General features: G+C 53.8%; 20 protein-coding genes and 1 tRNA gene. 6 read left to right on the top strand and 15 right to left on the bottom strand.

The features are described from left to right. Positions 1-520: 520 nt before the first annotated feature. The 4 genes from ACFE33_RS08035 to ACFE33_RS08020 all read right to left on the bottom strand — a co-directional run bounded on the left by ACFE33_RS08035 (position 521) and on the right by ACFE33_RS08020 (position 5423). Positions 521-1819, bottom strand: a complete 1299-nt coding sequence (locus tag ACFE33_RS08035) for an HlyD family type I secretion periplasmic adaptor subunit (RefSeq protein ID WP_380052065.1) — start codon at positions 1817-1819, stop codon at positions 521-523. Then, positions 1812-3512 carry a type I secretion system permease/ATPase gene (locus tag ACFE33_RS08030; RefSeq protein WP_380052062.1) on the bottom strand — a complete coding sequence of 567 codons (1701 nt, stop codon included), beginning with the start codon at positions 3510-3512 and terminating at the stop codon, positions 1812-1814. The genes ACFE33_RS08035 and ACFE33_RS08030 overlap by 8 nt, the downstream gene beginning before the upstream one ends. Positions 3513-3707: 195 nt before the next feature. After that, positions 3708-4916, bottom strand: a complete 1209-nt coding sequence (locus ACFE33_RS08025; protein ID WP_380052059.1) for an MFS transporter — start codon at positions 4914-4916, stop codon at positions 3708-3710. Between the two features lie 51 nt (positions 4917-4967). After that, positions 4968-5423, bottom strand: coding sequence for a GNAT family N-acetyltransferase (locus ACFE33_RS08020; protein ID WP_380052056.1), 456 nt, complete (start codon positions 5421-5423; stop codon positions 4968-4970). A gap of 214 nt (positions 5424-5637) precedes the next feature. Between ACFE33_RS08020 and msrB the strand changes: the two genes are divergently transcribed. After that, on the top strand, positions 5638-6093 hold the full coding sequence (gene msrB / locus ACFE33_RS08015; RefSeq protein ID WP_380052053.1) for a peptide-methionine (R)-S-oxide reductase MsrB: 456 nt from the start codon (positions 5638-5640) through the stop codon (positions 6091-6093). A gap of 86 nt (positions 6094-6179) precedes the next feature. On the opposite strand, the gene ACFE33_RS08010 is transcribed toward msrB, so the two are convergent. The 11 genes from ACFE33_RS08010 to ACFE33_RS07960 form a co-directional block, all read right to left on the bottom strand. Next, the gene (locus tag ACFE33_RS08010) at positions 6180-6893 is read right to left on the bottom strand and encodes a TorF family putative porin (protein WP_380052050.1); all 714 of its coding nucleotides are present in this window, start codon (positions 6891-6893) and stop codon (positions 6180-6182) included. A 267-nt stretch (positions 6894-7160) separates the two neighbouring features. Next, positions 7161-7237 (bottom strand) — tRNA-Arg (locus tag ACFE33_RS08005). 84 nt (positions 7238-7321) lie between these two features. Beyond that, positions 7322-8542, bottom strand: a complete 1221-nt coding sequence (locus ACFE33_RS08000; protein ID WP_380052047.1) for a cysteine desulfurase — start codon at positions 8540-8542, stop codon at positions 7322-7324. Positions 8543-8556: 14 nt separating this feature from the next. After that, positions 8557-9126, bottom strand: a complete 570-nt coding sequence (locus tag ACFE33_RS07995; protein ID WP_380052044.1) for a YIP1 family protein — start codon at positions 9124-9126, stop codon at positions 8557-8559. Beyond that, complete coding sequence (locus tag ACFE33_RS07990; protein WP_380052041.1) at positions 9123-9623, bottom strand: YIP1 family protein; 501 nt, start codon at positions 9621-9623, stop codon at positions 9123-9125. The genes ACFE33_RS07995 and ACFE33_RS07990 overlap by 4 nt, the downstream gene beginning before the upstream one ends. Before the next feature lies 1 nt (position 9624). Then, positions 9625-10896 (bottom strand): Fe-S cluster assembly protein SufD, encoded by a 1272-nt coding sequence (sufD, locus tag ACFE33_RS07985; RefSeq protein WP_380052038.1) that lies wholly within the window; start codon positions 10894-10896, stop codon positions 9625-9627. Beyond that, positions 10896-11651 (bottom strand): Fe-S cluster assembly ATPase SufC, encoded by a 756-nt coding sequence (sufC, locus tag ACFE33_RS07980; RefSeq protein WP_380052035.1) that lies wholly within the window; start codon positions 11649-11651, stop codon positions 10896-10898. Before sufC ends, sufD begins: the two co-directional genes overlap by 1 nt. Before the next feature lie 36 nt (positions 11652-11687). After that, entirely contained in the window at positions 11688-11987 is a 300-nt protein-coding gene (locus ACFE33_RS07975) for a hypothetical protein (RefSeq protein WP_380052032.1), read from the bottom strand. Next, a complete protein-coding gene (gene sufB, locus ACFE33_RS07970) occupies positions 11984-13486 on the bottom strand; it encodes a Fe-S cluster assembly protein SufB (RefSeq protein ID WP_380052030.1) in 1503 nt (500 codons plus the stop codon). Before sufB ends, ACFE33_RS07975 begins: the two co-directional genes overlap by 4 nt. A 57-nt stretch (positions 13487-13543) precedes the next feature. After that, the gene (locus tag ACFE33_RS07965; RefSeq protein WP_380052028.1) at positions 13544-14614 is read right to left on the bottom strand and encodes a cysteine desulfurase family protein; all 1071 of its coding nucleotides are present in this window, start codon (positions 14612-14614) and stop codon (positions 13544-13546) included. Further along, on the bottom strand, positions 14614-15075 hold the full coding sequence (locus tag ACFE33_RS07960) for an Rrf2 family transcriptional regulator (RefSeq protein WP_380052025.1): 462 nt from the start codon (positions 15073-15075) through the stop codon (positions 14614-14616). The genes ACFE33_RS07965 and ACFE33_RS07960 overlap by 1 nt, the downstream gene beginning before the upstream one ends. Before the next feature lie 240 nt (positions 15076-15315). Between ACFE33_RS07960 and ACFE33_RS07955 the strand changes: the two genes are divergently transcribed. The 5 genes from ACFE33_RS07955 to ACFE33_RS07935 all read left to right on the top strand — a co-directional run bounded on the left by ACFE33_RS07955 (position 15316) and on the right by ACFE33_RS07935 (position 18897). Continuing rightward, a complete protein-coding gene (locus tag ACFE33_RS07955) occupies positions 15316-15969 on the top strand; it encodes an alpha/beta hydrolase (protein WP_380058682.1) in 654 nt (217 codons plus the stop codon). A gap of 2 nt (positions 15970-15971) precedes the next feature. Beyond that, positions 15972-16202, top strand: coding sequence for a hypothetical protein (locus tag ACFE33_RS07950; protein WP_380052022.1), 231 nt, complete (start codon positions 15972-15974; stop codon positions 16200-16202). Further along, positions 16199-16792, top strand: coding sequence for an HD family hydrolase (locus ACFE33_RS07945; protein WP_380052019.1), 594 nt, complete (start codon positions 16199-16201; stop codon positions 16790-16792). Before ACFE33_RS07950 ends, ACFE33_RS07945 begins: the two co-directional genes overlap by 4 nt. Before the next feature lie 55 nt (positions 16793-16847). Continuing rightward, the gene (locus tag ACFE33_RS07940; RefSeq protein WP_380052016.1) at positions 16848-17588 is read left to right on the top strand and encodes a VIT1/CCC1 transporter family protein; all 741 of its coding nucleotides are present in this window, start codon (positions 16848-16850) and stop codon (positions 17586-17588) included. A gap of 100 nt (positions 17589-17688) precedes the next feature. Further along, positions 17689-18897: an NADP-dependent isocitrate dehydrogenase gene (locus ACFE33_RS07935; protein ID WP_380052013.1), complete on the top strand. Its 1209-nt coding sequence runs from the start codon at positions 17689-17691 to the stop codon at positions 18895-18897. Positions 18898-18978: the final 81 nt, after the last annotated feature.

The raw sequence follows: 18978 nt of genomic DNA, 5'->3' as shown, positions 1-18978 counted from the left end.
GAACGGTTACAGAAAACTCAGGTCAACGATTTAAGAAAGCGCAAAGATACGATTTCCCCAATTGTTAATTCACTCATTAATACGTACCAAAATTCCCCAGAAACGCTTTCAGCTATTCACTGTCACGCCCATTAACTAATTACAAAGAAGCCTTGCGAGGAACCGCGCACAAATCAATTCACGAGTTTGGTTATACCAAATAAAATTATAACCTATTGAAATAGCTTTATTTTAGGTGCTGAATTTTTAGGCAGCGACAAATTCACTGTTTCCGCTAACGAAACGAATAAACGCGCAGGTAGTGCGGGGAAAATCGGAAACAATCGAGGATAGAAAATACCTCCGAATCGCTCAGAGCATCGCATAGGGGATTATATGATGAAATCATGCGGCGAATTAAGGCATGATTAAGGCATTTAGAGAGTAGTTGTCAAAGCGCCACAAAGTCCCCAATCCGCGGCCAATTCCGTGGAGCATTTCATGACTACTGCGGTGCTTGAAAACGGCCTGTTCGGGCACGCTACTCCTCGCGGAAGGCCCGAGCGAAATAGACGGATAAGGGCTGCATCAAATAAGAGAGTGGCGTACGAAGATCGGTGCGAATATAGGTCTCGACCGGCATTCCAGGAATAAGCTCCAGCCCCTCAAGATTGGCAAGAGTTTCCGGGTCGATTTGAACCATCGCTTCGTAATACGGCAGGCCCGTCATTTCATCCGTCGTCGCGTCCGCAGCAACAAAGCTGATCAGCCCCTCTCCTTCGGGCGTTGTGCGCCGATTGAAGGCCGAGAACACAAGCGACACATCCTGACCGGGGTAGACTTGGTCGACGTGGACGGAATCTATTTTTGCCAAGACGTGAAGCGGCTGATTATTCGGAACCAGATACATCAACGGATCGGCAGCGCGAACGACAGCGCGCTCAGCAAACACAGTCGAGCCGAACACCGCCCCGGACACAGGAGCGACGATCTTGAGCCGCCCTAACCGCTCTACCAAGGCGATGCGGCGCTCTGTAAGTTCACGCTCGTTCACCTCAAGATCGCGCAGCTGGGTGATAGCATCCTCGCGCCGCGCATCCTCAAGGCGTAGGGCTTCTAGCTCAAGCGTTGAAATCCGCGTGCGGGACTCGGCGATCTGCGCTCGCAAAGAGCCTATACGCCCGTCCAGCTCTGCCTCGGAACGCTGTAGCTCCAACAAACGCGGCATCTGCGCCAGCCCGCGCGAGACCAAACTCTCGACATCGACACTTTCGCGACGGATCAGCTCCAGTTGGCGCTCAACTGCGGCCAATTCCGATTCAAGCCCCTCAATCTTGTCCTGAACCTGCCCCTGCTGACGCGAGATTTGCTCTTTTTCGCGGGCTTTGGAGTTGAAACGTGCTTGGAATAGCGAAGTTTGCCCTTCGATTTGCTCCTGAACCGTATCCGCAGAGATCAATGTAAACGTAGGCTTCTGATCAAAGAGAACACTCGCGTCCCCGTCACGCTCAGCGTTCAGGCGAGCCTTGCGGGCGAAAATCTCCGCGAGTTGCCCTTCAATAACTGTCAGTTCCGTCTCGAGAAACGTGGCATCAAGCTCCACCAAGACTTCGCCAGCCTCGACAAAATCGCCGTTGCGTGCGTTGATCTTGGCCACGACACCACCATCGGGATGTTGAATTACCTGACTATCATTCTCGATTTGAATGGTCCCATTCGCCACAACCGCGCCAGCGATCTCGGTCCGTACGGACCATACGCCGATCCCTCCGACCAATATAAAGGCCGAGACCATTCCAACGACCAAAGGCCAGCGCGCGCTCCATCTTGGATTACTCACGGGCGCCTCCCACTTTTAGGGTGGATTTGACCTTTTCGGCGTTCGCCATCATTGATTTGATCACCTCATCGCGAGGACCAAATGCGGCGACGCGGCCTTTTTCAAGGATCATCAATTTGTCGCAAGATTGAATGGCCGTCGGGCGATGCGTCATGATCAGAACGCTCTTGCCCACTTCTTTCATCGCATTGACGACAGCATTCAGAGCTTCGGACCCTTCGTTATCGAGCGCGGAATTCGGCTCGTCGAGGATAAGCACTGCCGGATCGCGATAAAGCGCGCGCGCCAGTGCGAGCCGTTGTTTTTGGCCGCCAGAAAGTTGCGTGCTATCTGGCCCGATGATCGTGTCATAGCCATCAGGCAGAGCAACGATTACGTCGTGCACTCGAGCCTTCTGTGCAGCCGCGATGATCTTGGCAGAGTCAGGTTCGAGTTCGAGTTGTGCAATATTCTCGGCAATCGTTGCCTCAAACAGCTGCACATCCTGCGGCAGATAACCGATATGCTGTCCTAAGGTTTCAGGGCCGTACTGCGACAACCCGATGCCGCCCAGCCGAACTTCGCCCTGAACCGGTGTGATCAACCCGATCATTACGCGGGCCAGGGTACTCTTACCTGAACCCGAGCGCCCGATAATGCCGATAGCCTCCCCCGGAGTGAGCTCAAAGTTGATTTGCGACAGGATTGGCTGATCACCGCTTCGCAGGATGACACTGACATTCTGTACGGCAAGCCGAGCTTCGGGTGCGGGAAGCTGTGTGCGCATTTCAGGCTCTGGCAATCCTTTCAGGAGGATATTTACATCGCGCCAACCCTGACGCGCGCGCTGAACCATCGGCCATTGTCCGACTGCAACATCAATCGGCGCCAAGGCGCGCCCCAACAGGATTGACCCCGCAATCATCGCGCCGGGAGTCAGCTGTTGATGCAGCACAAGCCATCCGCCAAGCGCGAGCATCGCCGATTGCAGGAAAAGCCTGAACGCTTTGGTGAAAGACGAAAATGACCCCGTCCAGTCGTTTGCGGCCATGGATTGTTGGATCGCTTCGTTCTGCGCATTTCGAAAACGCATCAGAACAGATGGCTGCATCCCCTGCGCCCAAACGTATTCGCTTCGATCCTGCGCGCGGCGCGCAAAACCAGATGCCGCCCCCGTAAGACTATTGCCCTTGGCGGTACGCTTGGCGGTAAGTACTTGGTTCACGATTGCCACGATAACCAGCACCGAGCCACCCGCAACCGCCAGCCACCCCAATAGCGGATGGAAAAAGAAAATCGCAGCTATAAAGAGCGGCGTCCAAGGTAAGTCAAACAACGCAAGCAATACGGGCGAGCCCATAAAGTTGCGCACGGCATCCAAGTCTTGAATGGTCCCCGGCCCCGCCTTGCGGCGCAGTGCGGATTGCTCAAGAGAGGCGCGAAAAACTGTCGGTGCGAGATCAGATTGAAGCTGTGCCCCGACCCGCGCGATTGCGCGACTACGAGCATACTCAAATAACGCATAGAGAAGGTAGAGCCCCGCCACGAGGGCAAACAATGCAACAAGCGTTTCTTCGGATCTTGAGGCCAAAACGCGGTCATAGACCTGCAACATGAACAGTGGGCCGGTTAACATTAACGCATTGGTAAAGACACTAAAGACTGCGACGGCACCGACAATTCCGATGACACGTTTCGTTAGACTATTCTGCACACTAACACTCTTCTCAAATAACTACTCGGCACCAGGCGAGCGTGAACAACCAATAATTCCACGTCAATAAAAATTGCGCCTGAGGGGCCGAAAGGGGGCGATTGCGTACATTTGAGGAAACAATACCCCGATTTAGCGCGGATATTTCACGCCAAACGTCACAATTCTAAGGTTTTATCAGCTTTCAGGCCCGCACTAAGCCGTTGCAAGCTGGCGCTTGCGCAGCACGATAAAGATCGTACCCACAATGAACAAGTTGATGGTGCCCGCAAGCGCTGCGTTTATGTAGGTCCAGTCGTAGGCGCCCGTCAGGTCAAAAAAGAACCCGCCTTGCCATCCACCCAATGCATGTCCCAACCAGCCAAACGCGAGCACTATCCCCGTCGCAGACGCGCGCCGCTCTGGTGGTGTCAGTGCGCGAACGCTGACAAGCACACCTGTCATAACGCCGCCATAGCCAAAGCCATACAGTGGCGCAAAAAGCCAGAATGCCTGCATAGTTCCCAAAAGAATAAATCCGGAAACGAGAACTGTCTGCCACGTGGTTGCAGCCATCCATGAACGCAGCGGCCCAATCTTGTCCGCCAGTCCACCAAAGAAGATGCGCCCACCAACGGCAAACACCAGCATCAGCAAAAGCGGCCCGCCAGCTGCAGCACCAACGCCACACACCCCTTGAATGAGCGGCACCAAATGCATGAGCGGAACGGCCATACCCGTACAGCATCCCAACACCGCAACCGACATTGCGGGAAGTATAATCTTGGGTGAAATAAGCTGTGGCGCGTGTTGCGGGGCGGCGGTGCCTGTTGCGAGCTTGGGCGGTTCAATCATCACCAACGAAAGCGGTATCAGGATACAGGCAGCACAGATGCCAAGGGTCGCCAACGCATCCTGCCACCCTGTCAATTCGATAAGATACCCCGTTGCGAACGGCACAAGCCCTTGCCCAACAGCCTGCCCCGCAGAGGCAATGCCGATCGCAAGGCCCGCGCCCTTTTGAAACCAACCGCCAACCAAAGCAATTACCGGCGCGAATAGTCCGCCGCCGCCAATCGCACCTGCTATGAAAAAGAGCGCATAGAATTGCCAAAGCTCATCAGACATCGAGGCCAAAAGGAGCGCGAACGAGAGACTAATGGCGCCGATCAGGCAGATGGTGCGTGTTGCAATCCTGTCGGCGGCAAATCCCATGGCGATACCGCCCACCGCAATCCCCACGAGCCCAATCGAGTTGATCGCTGAAATATGCGCCCTCGGCCAGCCAAAATACATCTCGAGCGGGACAACAAACGCCGAGAAGCCATTCACAAGAAAGCCCATCGCAACACCCAGTGTCAGTCCCGCCGCAGCAAGAACGACCCATCTATACATGGCGTGAGTAGATAAGCGCTGACTAATCATCCGTTAGACATCCAATTCGATAGCATCGCAGGGAAATGAAGGCGCGACGCGCTAACTTAGTGACTTCCAAAATGTGATCTTGTCGTCACCGGCAGCCCAGAAATCTCTTATGCGGGCTTCTTCAGCATAGCCATTCTTGCAATAAAACTCACGCGATTTGCTGAATGCGTCTGTTCCAGAAGTATCGACAATCATAATGCGTTGTTTTTGCTGGCGCAGCGTCTCCTCCAGATGTTTCACCAACGCGGTCCCGCATCCCGTACCCTGCTCTTCCGGCAATACGCCGATTGCAAGCATGTTCCACGTACCTGCCGCCATCTCTTCGGGGATCGCATAACAAAACCCAACGACGCGCTCATCGAGCGTACACGTCAGCCACATATCGTCCCCACCCGCAAGAAACCCTGCAATCATGTCTGGCAGCATTTCACTGGGGAACAACTCGATTTGATCGAGCACTGCTTCCAAGGCGGCGATGTCTTGTGATTGTGTGGGGCGAACTTGCATAGCTTACATGCCTTTGGATTAATCAATTCGAGCACAATAATCACCCGCCCCCGTAATGGGCAAGGCCAGCCACAAGGAAATTTAACCTGCCCTCACGCGTTCAGTAACGCAAGTATGATCAGAGTTGCGGGTGACAGAGCGCCCGCGAATGGTATTCAGTATAAGAGCGCATCGCGTAACAATATTTTTTAGCTATCCATAAGGAGGGCTCCCAATGAAACGACGCACACTACTCGCCGGTTTGATCGCTACGGCCAGCACCCGCGCGCTTGCGGCCGATGGTTCGTTTGAGGTCACGAGGACCGATGCGGAGTGGCGCGCCCTGCTGACGGATGTTGAGTACGCCGTGATGCGTGACGAGAAAACCGAAAAAGCATTCTCAAGCCCGCTGGACAAGGAAACGCGGGAGGGCATCTATTACTGTAAGGGCTGCGGATTGGCGCTCTATAGTTCAAAACAGAAATACGATAGCGGTACTGGCTGGCCCAGTTTCTGGAAAAGCCTACCGAATGCAGTACGCACAAAGCCCGACAACTCGTTCTTTATGAAACGCACCGAAGTACACTGTCGGCGGTGTGGCTCGCATCTCGGACATATCTTTGACGATGGTCCGCCCCCCACAGGGAAGCGCCATTGCCTAAACGGTGTTAGCCTGAATTTCCAAACATAGGTTTAGATGCGCAATCCAGAGAGATGGCGGCGCCATATGCTCGGTTCCGTCACTCGTTTAGCCAAAACTGACGAAATTCATCCGAACTAGAATGCAACCGAGAATGTCGCGATAAGGCGTTCTTCCTCAATCGCAGAGTAATTTCCCCGCACGTCAACAGAGAGGTTTTCTGCGAAGTTCCATGTTACGCCGAGATCTCCGTAGACAGCATCTTGGTCAAAGCCGCGCGTGCCAAAATCGGTCCCGACACCGCCCGAAACGACGACATCTTCATGAAACCCGCCATACTCGGCGCCCACGTAAACGACATCGGAATAGGCGTAGACCTCATACCAATACTGCGCATTCATCGACAGATCCTCGGAGAATGCATATTCGGCGCTTATGAACGCCTCGCCATAATCTGCGTCGTCATCACGATAGAAATACTGTGCAAAGCCAATTGCCAGATCGACACTCCCAAGGGTCGTTAGCCAGCCAAGCTCAACATCGACCTCGATATCTTCGTCACCAAAATCGACGTTCGATCCCCAAAGCGCAAAGTAAAGCGAGCCGTAGCCAATTTCCAAATACGGCTGAATTGCGGGTTTGTTATCAGACTGGGTGAAGCCCTTGGACACATAGTTCGTGGTGAAATCCACACCACCCGAAATGGTAAATGGCGAGCTTAGGAACGGCGATGCAGCCTCTTGAGCAAACGCGCCAGAGGCAGCAAACATGGCGACCCCACCGAGCACAAGCGATCCGGCGAACTTCGTAGGCGCGGTATTTCCCGCGTTGATATTCAGCAATGCTACCATAATTCGACTCCTTCAAGTTCGAGTGAGATTGTCGTCCTCGCTTCCCCGCGTACTGCACTTTCTATATCATCAAGCGCGCAAATCACCGCACGATTTCCCGTCGCGCATACAAAATCCCGCGCCGCCGTGACTTTCGGACCCATAGAGCCCGCCCGAAATTCATAGGCGTCGAGGTCGGCAAAGCACAAACACGCGACCGAAACGTAGCGAAAGTACTACGCGTAACAGATGCTGGGCAATTACAGAAAGGCAAGAAACCTTTTTATATGGCGCACCCGACAGGATTCGAACCTGTGGCCTCTGCCTTCGGAGGGCAGCGCTCTATCCAGCTGAGCTACGGGTGCGTCTTGGGTTTACATAGGCTATTGATCTGACGTCTGCAATTGAAAATCTGAGCAATTCTAGCAGAGTTAAAGTGAAGCTCAGGCCTAGCCCAACAACTCGTGGCAAAGCTCTAGTGCGTCAACCAGCGCGTCGACTTCTTCGACCTTGTTATACATCCCGAAACTGGCACGTGCCGTGGCTGTTACACCCAGATGTGCCATGAGAGGCTGAGCGCAATGGTGTCCGGCTCGTACCGCGACGCCCTTCTTGTCCAAGACTGTCGAAACATCATGGGCGTGCGCCGCGCCTTGCATGGTCAATGAGAAAATTGCGCCCTTGTTGGCGGAATTCCCTTGTATGGACAGCCAGTTAAGGCCCGCGAATTTTTGGTTAGCATAGTCGCGAATCTTGGCTTCATGGGCGGCGATATTATCCATGCCGATCTCCATGAGGTAATCCAATGCGGCACCAAGACCTATGATCGGGACAATCGCAGGGGTCCCCGCTTCGAACTTCATCGGCGGGTCATTATACGTCACGGCATCACGCGAAACTTCACGGATCATGTCTCCTCCACCAAGGAACGGGCGCATTTCTGCCATGCGTTCGGGGCGGATATAGATCGCGCCTGAACCAGATGGACCGTACAGCTTGTGACCGGTGATCGCATAAAAATCGCAGCCGATATCTTGCACATCTACACGCCCATGAACGGCACCTTGCGAGCCGTCGACCAATACGGGAACGCCCTTGTCGTGAGCGCCCTTGGTGATCGACTTTACATCGACCAAGGTTCCCAAAACATTCGACATATGCGTGATCGCGATCAGTTTGGTGCGCGGGGTTATCGCATCAAGAACCGCTTGCGGATCAAGATCACCATTCACATCTGTTTCGACCCAAATGATTTTCACACCAAGACGCTCACGCAGGAAATGCCACGGCACGATATTCGCATGGTGCTCCATGATCGAAAGGATGATCTCATCTCCGGCCTGCATGCGTGGTGCGGCCCAAGCGTATGAGATCATGTTGATTGCCTCGGTGGTACCTGAATTGAGGACGATCTCATCCTCTGATGCGGCATTCAGGAAGCGCGCAATCTTGCCGCGAACGGCCTCGTAGTTCTCGGTCGCCAGATTAGAAAGGTAGTGTAACCCACGGTGAACATTAGAATATTCATGAGAATACGCGCGCGTCATTGTATCAATAACGATCTGCGGTTTTTGCGCAGAAGCGCCGTTGTCCAGATACACAAGCGGCTTTCCGTTAACGGTCCGAGATAAAATCGGGAAATCAGAACGGATTTTTTCAATATCATACATGACAGATCCAAGCCTTACGCTGGAGGGGCAATACCCAAGAGAGACACAAAGAATAGAAGCGCAAACGCAAGCAGGAACAAGACGCCGACAATGAGCAACAGCGCGGTCCACGTGCTCGGGAATTTGTGCGCCTCAGCGATAAAGCCGACCATGAGGTACATAAGGTAAACGAACCCCGCAATCATCGCGATACCGATAATCGACGGGACCGTAAGCACCACAATCGACAGCCAGAGCGGGAACAGAACCATAAACGCTTGGTGAAGGATCAGAGCAAGCGCGACATCCTGTAAGTCGCCCTCTCCCTTTATGGCGCGACCAGCCCAAAAGAACACGAAGGACGAAATTACGATATTCGATGCCGCAACAACGACATAGCCCAAGGGACTCGGAGCAACGGCTTCTTCGGCAACAGGCATCATTGAATTAGAGATATAGCCAACGATCCCCGTCACAACGACGACAAGCGCACCAAGCTGCGCAAGTGCTGCCCCGCGGATTTGCATATCCAGCGCTCGGCGCATCCCGACACGCGGTTTGGTTGCCAAAAGGCCGATCAGTTGTTTCGTTTCCGCAGGCGTCACGTTTCAAGTGCTCCCAAGTAAGCTGCCGCCGCCCGTAGACAAACGACCAGCATTCCAATCAGCACAATCGCCAGAATGATGTTTACCACTGTAAGTTGTGGTCCAACCCCGATAATTCCAGCGACCAGCCCCTGCAATAGCCACAAAGGCGTCGAGACCAGAAAACTCCAGAAAAGCGCCATACGAGTGGTGAATGCATGCGCCTTCATACCGATAAGCTTCTGAAAGATAAAGAGAACAAAGCTAAGGGCATAAAGCGCCAAGGGCATAAGGAACAGCCATCCCATGATGGCCGCACCCACCCTTGCATCAAGTTCAATCGAGGGATCAAGCACCGCTTCGCGAGACAATCTCGGCAGTTGCGCGATAAAAATCACGACCATCGAGATCATCAGATACGCGAGCAAACGAGCCTCGCCCACACCTTCGCGCAATTGCCGCGCGAAGGGCTTGCTTGGCGCCCCATAGCTCTGGAGCATATCCCGCGTGAGCGACATATCAGCCCTTCAGATTGCGCAACCAGCGCTCTAGCTGTTCCTGAACGGCCTCGCGAACGTCATCCGCCGCGATTTCATCAAGAGCTTCGGCGAGGAACGCAAGAACGAGCAACTCTTGCGCATCACGTTCCGGAATGCCGCGCGAACGCAGATAGAACAAAGCTTCGTCATCAATCGCCCCTGTCGTCGAGCCGTGCGAACAAGCAACGTCATCCGCATAGATTTCAAGCTCGGGCTTGGCATAGAATTGCGCGTCTTCATCCAGAAGAAGTGACTGGCTGATTTGATACCCATCGGTCTTCTGCGCGTCTTCCTTAACGAGGATTTTACCTTGGAAAACGCCGGTCGCACCATTGCGCAAGACCTTCTTAAACACCTGACGGCTCTCACAATTCACCGCGTCATGCGTGATGAATACGGTGTCATCGTGATGGAAGTCCTTGCCATCGCCAATTGCTGCGCCACCAACATGCGCCGAAACTTCATCTCCGAGAATTTCGATGATGCACTCGTTGCGTGTGAAAGTACCGTTTGCGGAAAGAGTGAAGCTCTTGAAGCTCGCTTCTTCGGCAAGACGTGTGAACATATGGGTCAGAACTGTGCGCTCATTATCGCGCCCTTGCGTGCGGACATGATCAAAGCTCGCGGTTTTCGCGACGTCGACCTCGGTGACGATATTGCTGCGAACGCCAGTTGTGCCTTCTTCAAGAAGGGTCAGGCTCGCGCCCTCCTCAAGCTTAATGACATGGTGCAGCGCAACGTCGGCTTGGCCCGCTACATATGTGAGCTGAATCGGACGTGTCGCCTCGCCGGTGACGCGAATAAGCACACCTTCGCTTGCAGTCGCCGTGTTCAGTGCGGCCAACGGACGTGCGACGGGTGTTTGCCCTACGGTTTCGAGAGTGCCGTAAAGCCCTTCTGCCCAATGAATGTCCGCCGCAGCAGAGAGCAGATCAATGGTCAGGTTCTCACCTTCCAGTGCGTCGCTGGCTTCTGCGTCGAAAACACCGTCCTTGAATACGATCTTGAGCGGTTTTAGTGCTTCAAACGGGCTGCTGTCACGGTTCAATTCCCCTGCAGGCACCGGTTCGGAAGCAACGACCGCATCGGGGCGCGTGTACTTCCAGTATTCATCCCGCCGAGTGGGAAGCCCCATCGCGCGAACGCGCGCAACGGCCTGCTCACGTGCGGTGCGGCTAAACCCGTTCCCGAGAGCCGGAGTCGCGGCGAGGCGCTCTTCTAATGTGTTATCTGCTTTCGCGGCCAATGCCATTATTCAACCTCCGCAAGAAGATCAGCGTAGCCGTTGTTTTCAACTTCTAGCGCCAGTTCTGGTCCACCAGATTTGATAATGCGACCGTCATACATGATGTGCACTACGTCAGGTTTGATGTGGTCCAGAAGACGCTGATAGTGCGTGATAACAAGGAAACTACGCTCGCTGCTACGCAATGCGTTCACACCCTCAGAAACCAGTCTCATAGCATCCACATCGAGGCCAGAGTCTGTTTCGTCCAGCACACAAAGCTTTGGCGCAAGCATTGCCATTTGCAAAATCTCGTTACGCTTCTTCTCGCCGCCCGAAAATCCAACGTTCACGGGGCGCTTAAGCATATCCGCGTCGATCTTCAGATCCTTGGCGATCTTGCGGATTTCCTTGAGGAATTCACCTGCCGACAGTTCCTCTTCGCCACGCGCTTTGCGTTGCGAGTTCACCGCCGTACGCAGGAAGGTCATGTTCCCTACGCCAGGGATTTCAACCGGATATTGGAACGCAAGGAAGATGCCCGCCGCGGCGCGCTCTTCTGGGTCAAGGTCCAGCATATCAACGCCGTCAAGCTCGATTGAACCTTCGGTCACTTCATAGCCGTCACGACCTGAAAGAACATAAGATGTGGTCGATTTTCCCGAACCGTTTGGCCCCATGATCGCGTGCACTTCACCCTTGCCGACGGTTAGGTTAACGCCCTTTAGGATTGCTTTGTCTTCTTCTTCAAGTTTAACGTGTAGATTTTTGATTTCTAACATTTTATTCTCGTTCTCTTTTGGAAAGGCGGGCACAGATTATTGCGCTTCGTCGCCATATGATGTTGGGGATTTAACTGAGTTCAAAAGGCTGGCCATGCGCGCGGTGACAATGATCCACACAACGAAAAGCACCATTCCGACAACAATCTCGACCACGTGCGAATTTTCCGCCGCGACCCGTCCCGTTTCGACAAGGTAGTAAGCGAATTCGTCGTGGAACATCGCCGCCAAAAACACAAAGAACTGACCAAGGAACACCAACGTAAGTTTGCGCGACTTGGCGTCCATGCGCCCGCTATGGCCGACGAACAGCGACTTCTTGGTGCCCAAGCTCATCCAACGGATCCTTCTAGCGAAATTGCAACCAAGGCTTGTGCCTCCATCGCAAATTCCATCGGTAGCGCCTGAAGGACGTCTTTACAGAAGCCATTCACCACAAGCGCAACTGCATCTTCTTCGCCGATGCCACGCTGACGACAATAGAACAGCTGGTCGTCATCCACTTTGCTTGTTGTGGCCTCGTGCTCAACGCGGCTCGAGTTATTCTTGACCTCGATATACGGCACTGTGTGCGCACCGCACTTATCGCCAATCAACAAACTGTCGCATTGGGTAAAGTTACGGCTGTTTTTGGCTTTGGGGTGCATCGAAACAAGCCCGCGATAGGTGTTTTGCGCCTTACCTGCTGAGATACCCTTGGAAACGATCCGCGATTTCGTGTCACGCCCGAGGTGCACCATCTTGGTGCCAGTATCGGCTTGCTGGTAGTTGTTGGCAATTGCGATAGAGTAAAACTCGCCCTGACTTTCGTTGCCGCGCAAGATACAGGATGGGTATTTCCACGTAACCGCAGAACCAGTCTCAACCTGTGTCCACATGATCTTGGAGCGATCGCCGCGACAATCTGCACGTTTGGTCACGAAGTTATAGATACCGCCCTTGCCGTTCTCATCACCAGGGTACCAGTTCTGAACGGTTGAGTATTTAACTTCGGCGTCTTCTTCGACGATAATCTCAACCACAGCGGCGTGAAGCTGCGCAGTATCGCGCTTAGGCGCGGTACAGCCCTCGAGGTAGCTCACATAAGAACCCTTATCGGCAATAATCAACGTCCGCTCGAACTGCCCTGTATTTTCCGCATTGATACGGAAGTATGTGGACAGCTCCATCGGACAGCGCACCCCTGGTGGAACGTAAACAAACGAACCATCCGAGAATACCGCACTGTTGAGCGTCGCATAGAAATTGTCCGATGCAGGCACAACAGTCCCGAGGTACTTTTTAACAAGCTCAGGGTGTTTCTGAATGGCTTCGGAGATAGAGCAGAAAATGACGCCTGCTTTCTCAAGGTCCTTCTGGAAGGTCGTCCCGAGCGAAACCGAGTCAAACACCGCATCAACGGCAACTTTGCGCTCTTCTTCAGGCATTTCAACACCTGCGAGGATCGCTTGCTCTTTCAAAGGAATGCCGAGTTTATTGTATGTTTCCAATAGCTTGGGGTCGACCTCATCCAAAGATTTAGGTTTCTCTTCCATGCTTTTTGGGCGCGCATAGTAATAGATGTCCTGAAAATCGATGTCAGGGTAATTTACCATTGCCCAAGTTGGCTCTTCGAGGTGTTCCCAGCGCTCAAACGCGCTCAGACGCCACTCGGTCATCCACTCTGGCTCGTCGTTCTTGTCTGAAATCAAACGCACGATATCAGGATTAACGCCCTTGGGCGCGAAATCCATTTCGATATCGGTGTTCCAGCCATACTTATAATTGCCAGCCAGTGACTTAACCGCATCTACGGTTTCTTCTTCGACACCGTCTTTGACTTTTACCTGATCCACAACGGACCCCCTATATTCCTGCGCCCGAAAGCGATTTACACCCGCTTGGGCGCTGTCTTATTTGCGCGCCGCGTGGCGCTTGTGTGCCGAGGTCCAAGCCTCTGCAAAGCGCAGGACCTGATCCTCTGTTGTTTCCGGGCCAATCGAAACGCGTAGCGCGCAGGATGCTTCCTGATCGTCAAAGCCCATTGCCCGCAGGACCCGACTCGCTCGCACCTTCCCCGACGAACATGCAGACCCCGCCGAAACGGCAAATCCAGCTAGGTCCATCTGCATCACCTGCGTTTCCCCTTTCCATCCCGGAGTTAGGAAACAACTGGTGTTCGGAAGGCGTGCGCTTCTATTTCCGACAAAAATAGTCTCTTTGACAGATTCTGCCAGCGCTTTTTCTAGAATGTTTCTAAGTTTCTCGACTTCGTCCCAAATTCCAGCCTCCAAATCACGCTTGGCGGCCTGTGCTGCGGCACCAAATCCGGCAATGCCGATGACATTCTCGGTCCCTGAACGTCGGCCCATTTCCTGACCTCCGCCAAGGGCGTTTTCGATCTCAACACCTTTGCCAAGGATAAGCGCAGCGGCCCCTTTCGGACCACCGAACTTGTGTCCAGAACAGATAGCAGATTGTGCGTAAGCTTCTGAAAAGTTGAACGGAATTTTGCCAACGGCTTGTGTTGCGTCCACCATACCTACGGGACGGCGCTTGAACACCGATTGCAGCACACCGGTTTCAGAATTGGCGACCTGAAGCGTGTCGAGCGGTTGATCTTTGGGCCACTCAATCTGTCCATTTTCGTCCACGGGAACGATTTCTGCGCTTGCTGCGGCCTCGACTTGAGCAATCACGGCATCGTGCTCGATCTGAGCGCCATTTAGCGCATCTTTTCCCGCGAACCACATTTGCGCGGCCTCGGTAGCGGTACTGGTAAAGGCGATATCCTGTGGATCGCACCCGACCAGATCGGCAACTTGGGCGCGTGATTTCTCGATCAGGGCTTTGGCTTTGCGGCCTTCACCATGCACGCTCGAGGGGTTCCCCACCACCTCCATCGCCGCAATCATCGCTTCGCGGGCTTCTATTCGCAACGGAGCCGTCGCGTTCCAGTCCAGATACGCTCTTGGGTGCCTCATTAGTCTTCGTCCACCACTTGGAACAGGTTCGGCACCGCTGGACATGGCGTCATATCGTTGGCCACCACATCAGAAAGCCGCGTTTGATGCAGGAAAACATAAACGTGCGCGCTTAACCCTTCCCAAAGGCGGTTGGTCAGGCTCTGCGCACGGCTTCCCGATGCGCCACCAGAGGCGCCGGCACCCTTGTGCATCGCTGAAACTGTCTCATCGACCGCGCCCAAAATCTCTGCAACACGAATTGAGTCCGCACTCCGCGCAAGTTGGTATCCACCGCCTGGCCCTCGAACACTCGTTACCAATTCTGCGCGGCGCAATCGTACGAACAATTGCTCCAGATATGGCAGCGAAATATCCTGACGTTTTGATATCTCACTTAACGACGTGGGTTTGCCCGCTGGTTGCAGCGCCAGATCAGCAAGTGCGACCATCGCATAGCGCCCTTTTGTACTTAACTTCATCGCATCCTCCTTGCCGCAATCAAATGCGGTGGCGATTTTCAACACATCTCGAAAACTTCTCGATGAGTCGCGCTTAAAATCGGTATTTCATTGACGTTCGCCCATGCGCAGCTTAGGTCAGTTTAAACGCTTGGTCCTAGCCCAACGCAATTAGTTAGAATTGATCTAATTTGCCCGACGCTTTCCGTCAAGATTCTCTGGCAAATTAGTTCAACGAAATAGAAAGTGACACGGACGCCCATGCCCGAAGTGATTTTTCCTGGCCCTGAGGGCCGCCTCGAAGGTCGTTACCACCCGCAAAAGCCCAAAGACGCGCCAATTGCAATCATCCTACACCCGCATCCACAATTCGGCGGGACGATGAATAACAAGGTTGTCTATAACCTTCATTACGCGTTCTACAAAATGGGTTTTACCGTTCTACGGTTCAACTTCCGTGGCGTTGGCCGCAGCCAAGGCGAATATGATCAAGGTGTCGGCGAGCTTTCCGATGCGGCGAGCGCACTTGACTACCTTCAGTCCATGAACCCGAATGCCAAGCATTGCTGGGTTGCGGGCTTTAGCTTTGGCGCTTGGATCGGGATGCAGCTCCTTATGCGCCGTCCAGAGATCACAGGCTTTGTTTCGGTTTCGCCCCCTGCGAATATGTATGATTTCAGCTTCCTTGCTCCCTGCCCTGCTTCTGGCTTGATGATCAATGGCACAGCCGACCGTGTTGCTCCGCCTGCGGATACGCACACTTTGGTCGACAAATTGCACGAGCAAAAAGGTATCACGATCACGCATACCGAGCTTGAGGGTGCCGGCCACTTCTTTGAAGAGCCATACATGGACACGATGATCGAAACCGTCGATCAATATGTCCGTCGTCGCCTAACCGAGAACACGCGTTAAATATGGGCGTACTCGAAGACCTTGCCGACGGATTGGCAAAAGACGCGTTGGACGCTGGCGATGCCTTGGGGGATAACGAATATTACCGCGAGGTCGCCAAAGTCATCGGGGCAAGTTCGACGACTCTTGAAGAAGCATTCCTAACGTCCATCCGTATCCGCCTTGCGGAGCGGCGTGGGCGTGCATTTCTCAAGAGTTCCTTATCGAAAATCGCCAAACAGACAGCCCAATGACGCGCATCCCTGCTGAAAACCTCGCCGCGCAGTTCGCCTTTCTAGAGGAGGCCGACCGCCTCAAGAAAATCCTGCGCGCAACGCCGATCCACGATGATTCACGCCCTGAGAATTCTGCGGAGCATAGCTGGCACGTAGCGCTCTATGCATTGGTCTTGGCCGACCATGCTGCGCCGGATGTCGACATTAGCCGCGTCATCAAAATGCTGCTTCTGCATGATCTGGTTGAGATCGATGCGGGCGACACCCCGATCCACGGCGATTTTGACGCCGCCGAGCAAGAAGCTAAAGAGAAACGCGCCGCAGACAGGCTGTTCGGGCTACTTCCTGCGCCGCAGGCCGAGGAATTTCGCGCGCTCTGGGACGAATTCGAAGCCGCCGAGAGCCCCGATGCCATCTTTGGCAAGTCAATCGACCGCGTTCAACCGCTGGCGTTGAACATGTCCTCTGGCGGTGGTTCATGGCGTGAATACTCAGTCACACTTGATCAAATTGATACCCGTGTAGGAACCAAAGTCAGCAGAGGCGCGCCTACGGTCTGGACGTATATTCGCGATCGCGTCGGATCATATTTCGCTACTCAGAATTAAGTTGATCTTTGTCCCACCGGGAGTATTTTAGCGGCTTTTCTAAACGGAGCGCCCGATGACTTCTCAGGATTTGGACATCATCAAACATCGCCGTGAAGCGCATGGTATCGGTGGGCTTCAGGAAAACCTTCGCCAGATTGTGTATGGCGGAAACGACGGCATCGTGACCACCTTTGCTGTGGTTGCGGGCTTTGCCGGTGCGGGCGCCGAAGGTGCTGCACAGATGGGCACGCTCGCGGTTGTTCTATTCGGTTTTGCGAACCTATTCGCGGACGCCACAGCTATGGGGCTTGGGGAGTTTCTATCCTCGCGGGCCGAACACGATGTCTATCGGGCAACGCGTGCTTCCGAACTAGAGCGTCAGAAATCCGAACCCGAAGAAGAGCGCGCGGAAATGCTTGCTATGCTTCACTTGCGTGGTGTTCAGGGAAGCGATGCGGAAAATCTCGCAGATCAGCTTGAGAAACACCCCGAACTGGCCGCAGATTTCATGATGACTTATGAATTCGGCATGGCGAATCCGGATGACGAGAGCCCCGCGACCAACGCGCTCTACACTTTCTTCTCGTTCTTGTTCTTCGGCTTTATGCCGCTCATTCCCTATCTGCTTTTCGATCCCTCGGCGCGGACCTTTCATTTGAGTATCCTTGCTTCTGGTGTTGCGCTCTTTGGGCTGGGTGTACTGCGCTGGATCGCAATTCGCGTTGGTATTTTGCGTTGTATCGGCGAGACACTGATGGTTGGCGGGATTTGTGCTCTGATCGCTTATTTCGTAGGGTGGCTTATTGGCGGTTAGCACGTGGCGTCAGTATGTATACAAATGCATACAGAAATTGACATCGTGCTGGTTTGCGTTAGAAGCACCTTAATCTGATTCATATTGCAAAGGGCGTCCCATGACTAAAATTAAAGTGGAAAACCCCGTCGTCGAACTCGACGGCGATGAAATGACCCGCATTATCTGGCAGTTTATCAAGGATAAACTGATCCTCCCCTATCTCGACATCGATCTGAAGTATTACGACCTTGGCATCGAAGCGCGCGACGACACAAACGACCAGATCACCATCGACGCTGCCGAAGCAATCAAGACGCACGGCGTTGGCGTCAAATGCGCGACGATCACCCCAGACGAAGCCCGCGTCGAAGAATTCGGCCTCAAGGAAATGTGGCGCTCCCCTAATGGGACGATCCGCAATATTCTGGGCGGTGTTGTATTCCGTCAGCCGATCATCTGTAAAAACGTCCCGCGCCTTGTTCCAGGCTGGACCAAACCAATCGTCATTGGCCGCCACGCATTCGGCGATCAGTACAAAGCGACAGATTTCCTCTTCCCCGGCAAAGGGAAACTGACGATGAAATTCGTTGGCGAAGACGGCACTGTGATCGAGAAAGACGTCTATGACGCCCCTGCCGCAGGTGTTGCCATGGGGATGTACAACCTCGACGCATCCATCATCGACTTTGCGCGTGCATCGTTGAACTATGGCCTAAAACTTGGCTGGCCGGTTTTCCTCTCGACCAAGAACACGATCCTCAAAGCATACGACGGTCGCTTCCTTGATCTGTTCCAGAAGGTCTACGAAGAAGAGTTCGAGGCCGACTTCAAGAAGGCTGGCATCCACTATGAGCACCGCCTGATCGATGACATGGTCGCCTGCGCAATGAAGTGGAACGGCGGGTTTGTTTGGGCCTGTAAAAACTACGACGGTGACGTTCAGTCCGATACAGTCGCACAAGGGTTCGGTTCGCTCGGCCTGATGACATCGCAACTGATGACGCCGGACGGCAAGATCGTTGAGGCCGAGGCCGCGCACGGCACCGTGACGCGCCACTATCGTCAGCATCAGGCGGGCCAAGCAACATCGACCAACTCGATTGCGTCGATCTTTGCGTGGACAGGTGGCCTAAAGCACCGTGCCAAACTTGATTCTAACGCGGCACTCACCAAATTTGCCGAAACCCTTGAGAAGGTCGTCGTTGATACCGTCGAAAGCGGCCATATGACCAAGGATCTCGCACTATTGGTCGGCCCAGATCAAAGCTGGCTCACAACGATGGGCTTCCTCGAGAAAGTAGACGAGAACCTTCAAGCCGCGCTCTAATTTACGGCAAATATCAAAACGGGCACCCGCTTTTGGCGGGTGTTCTGCATTTTAGACGTCTTTTTGGCGGGTTTGCGCAGC

The sequence above is a fragment of the Falsihalocynthiibacter sp. SS001 genome, assembly GCF_042445055.1.
Taxonomy (GTDB): Bacteria; Pseudomonadota; Alphaproteobacteria; order Rhodobacterales; family Rhodobacteraceae; genus Falsihalocynthiibacter.
This window is presented reverse-complemented; position numbering and strand designations above follow the sequence as displayed.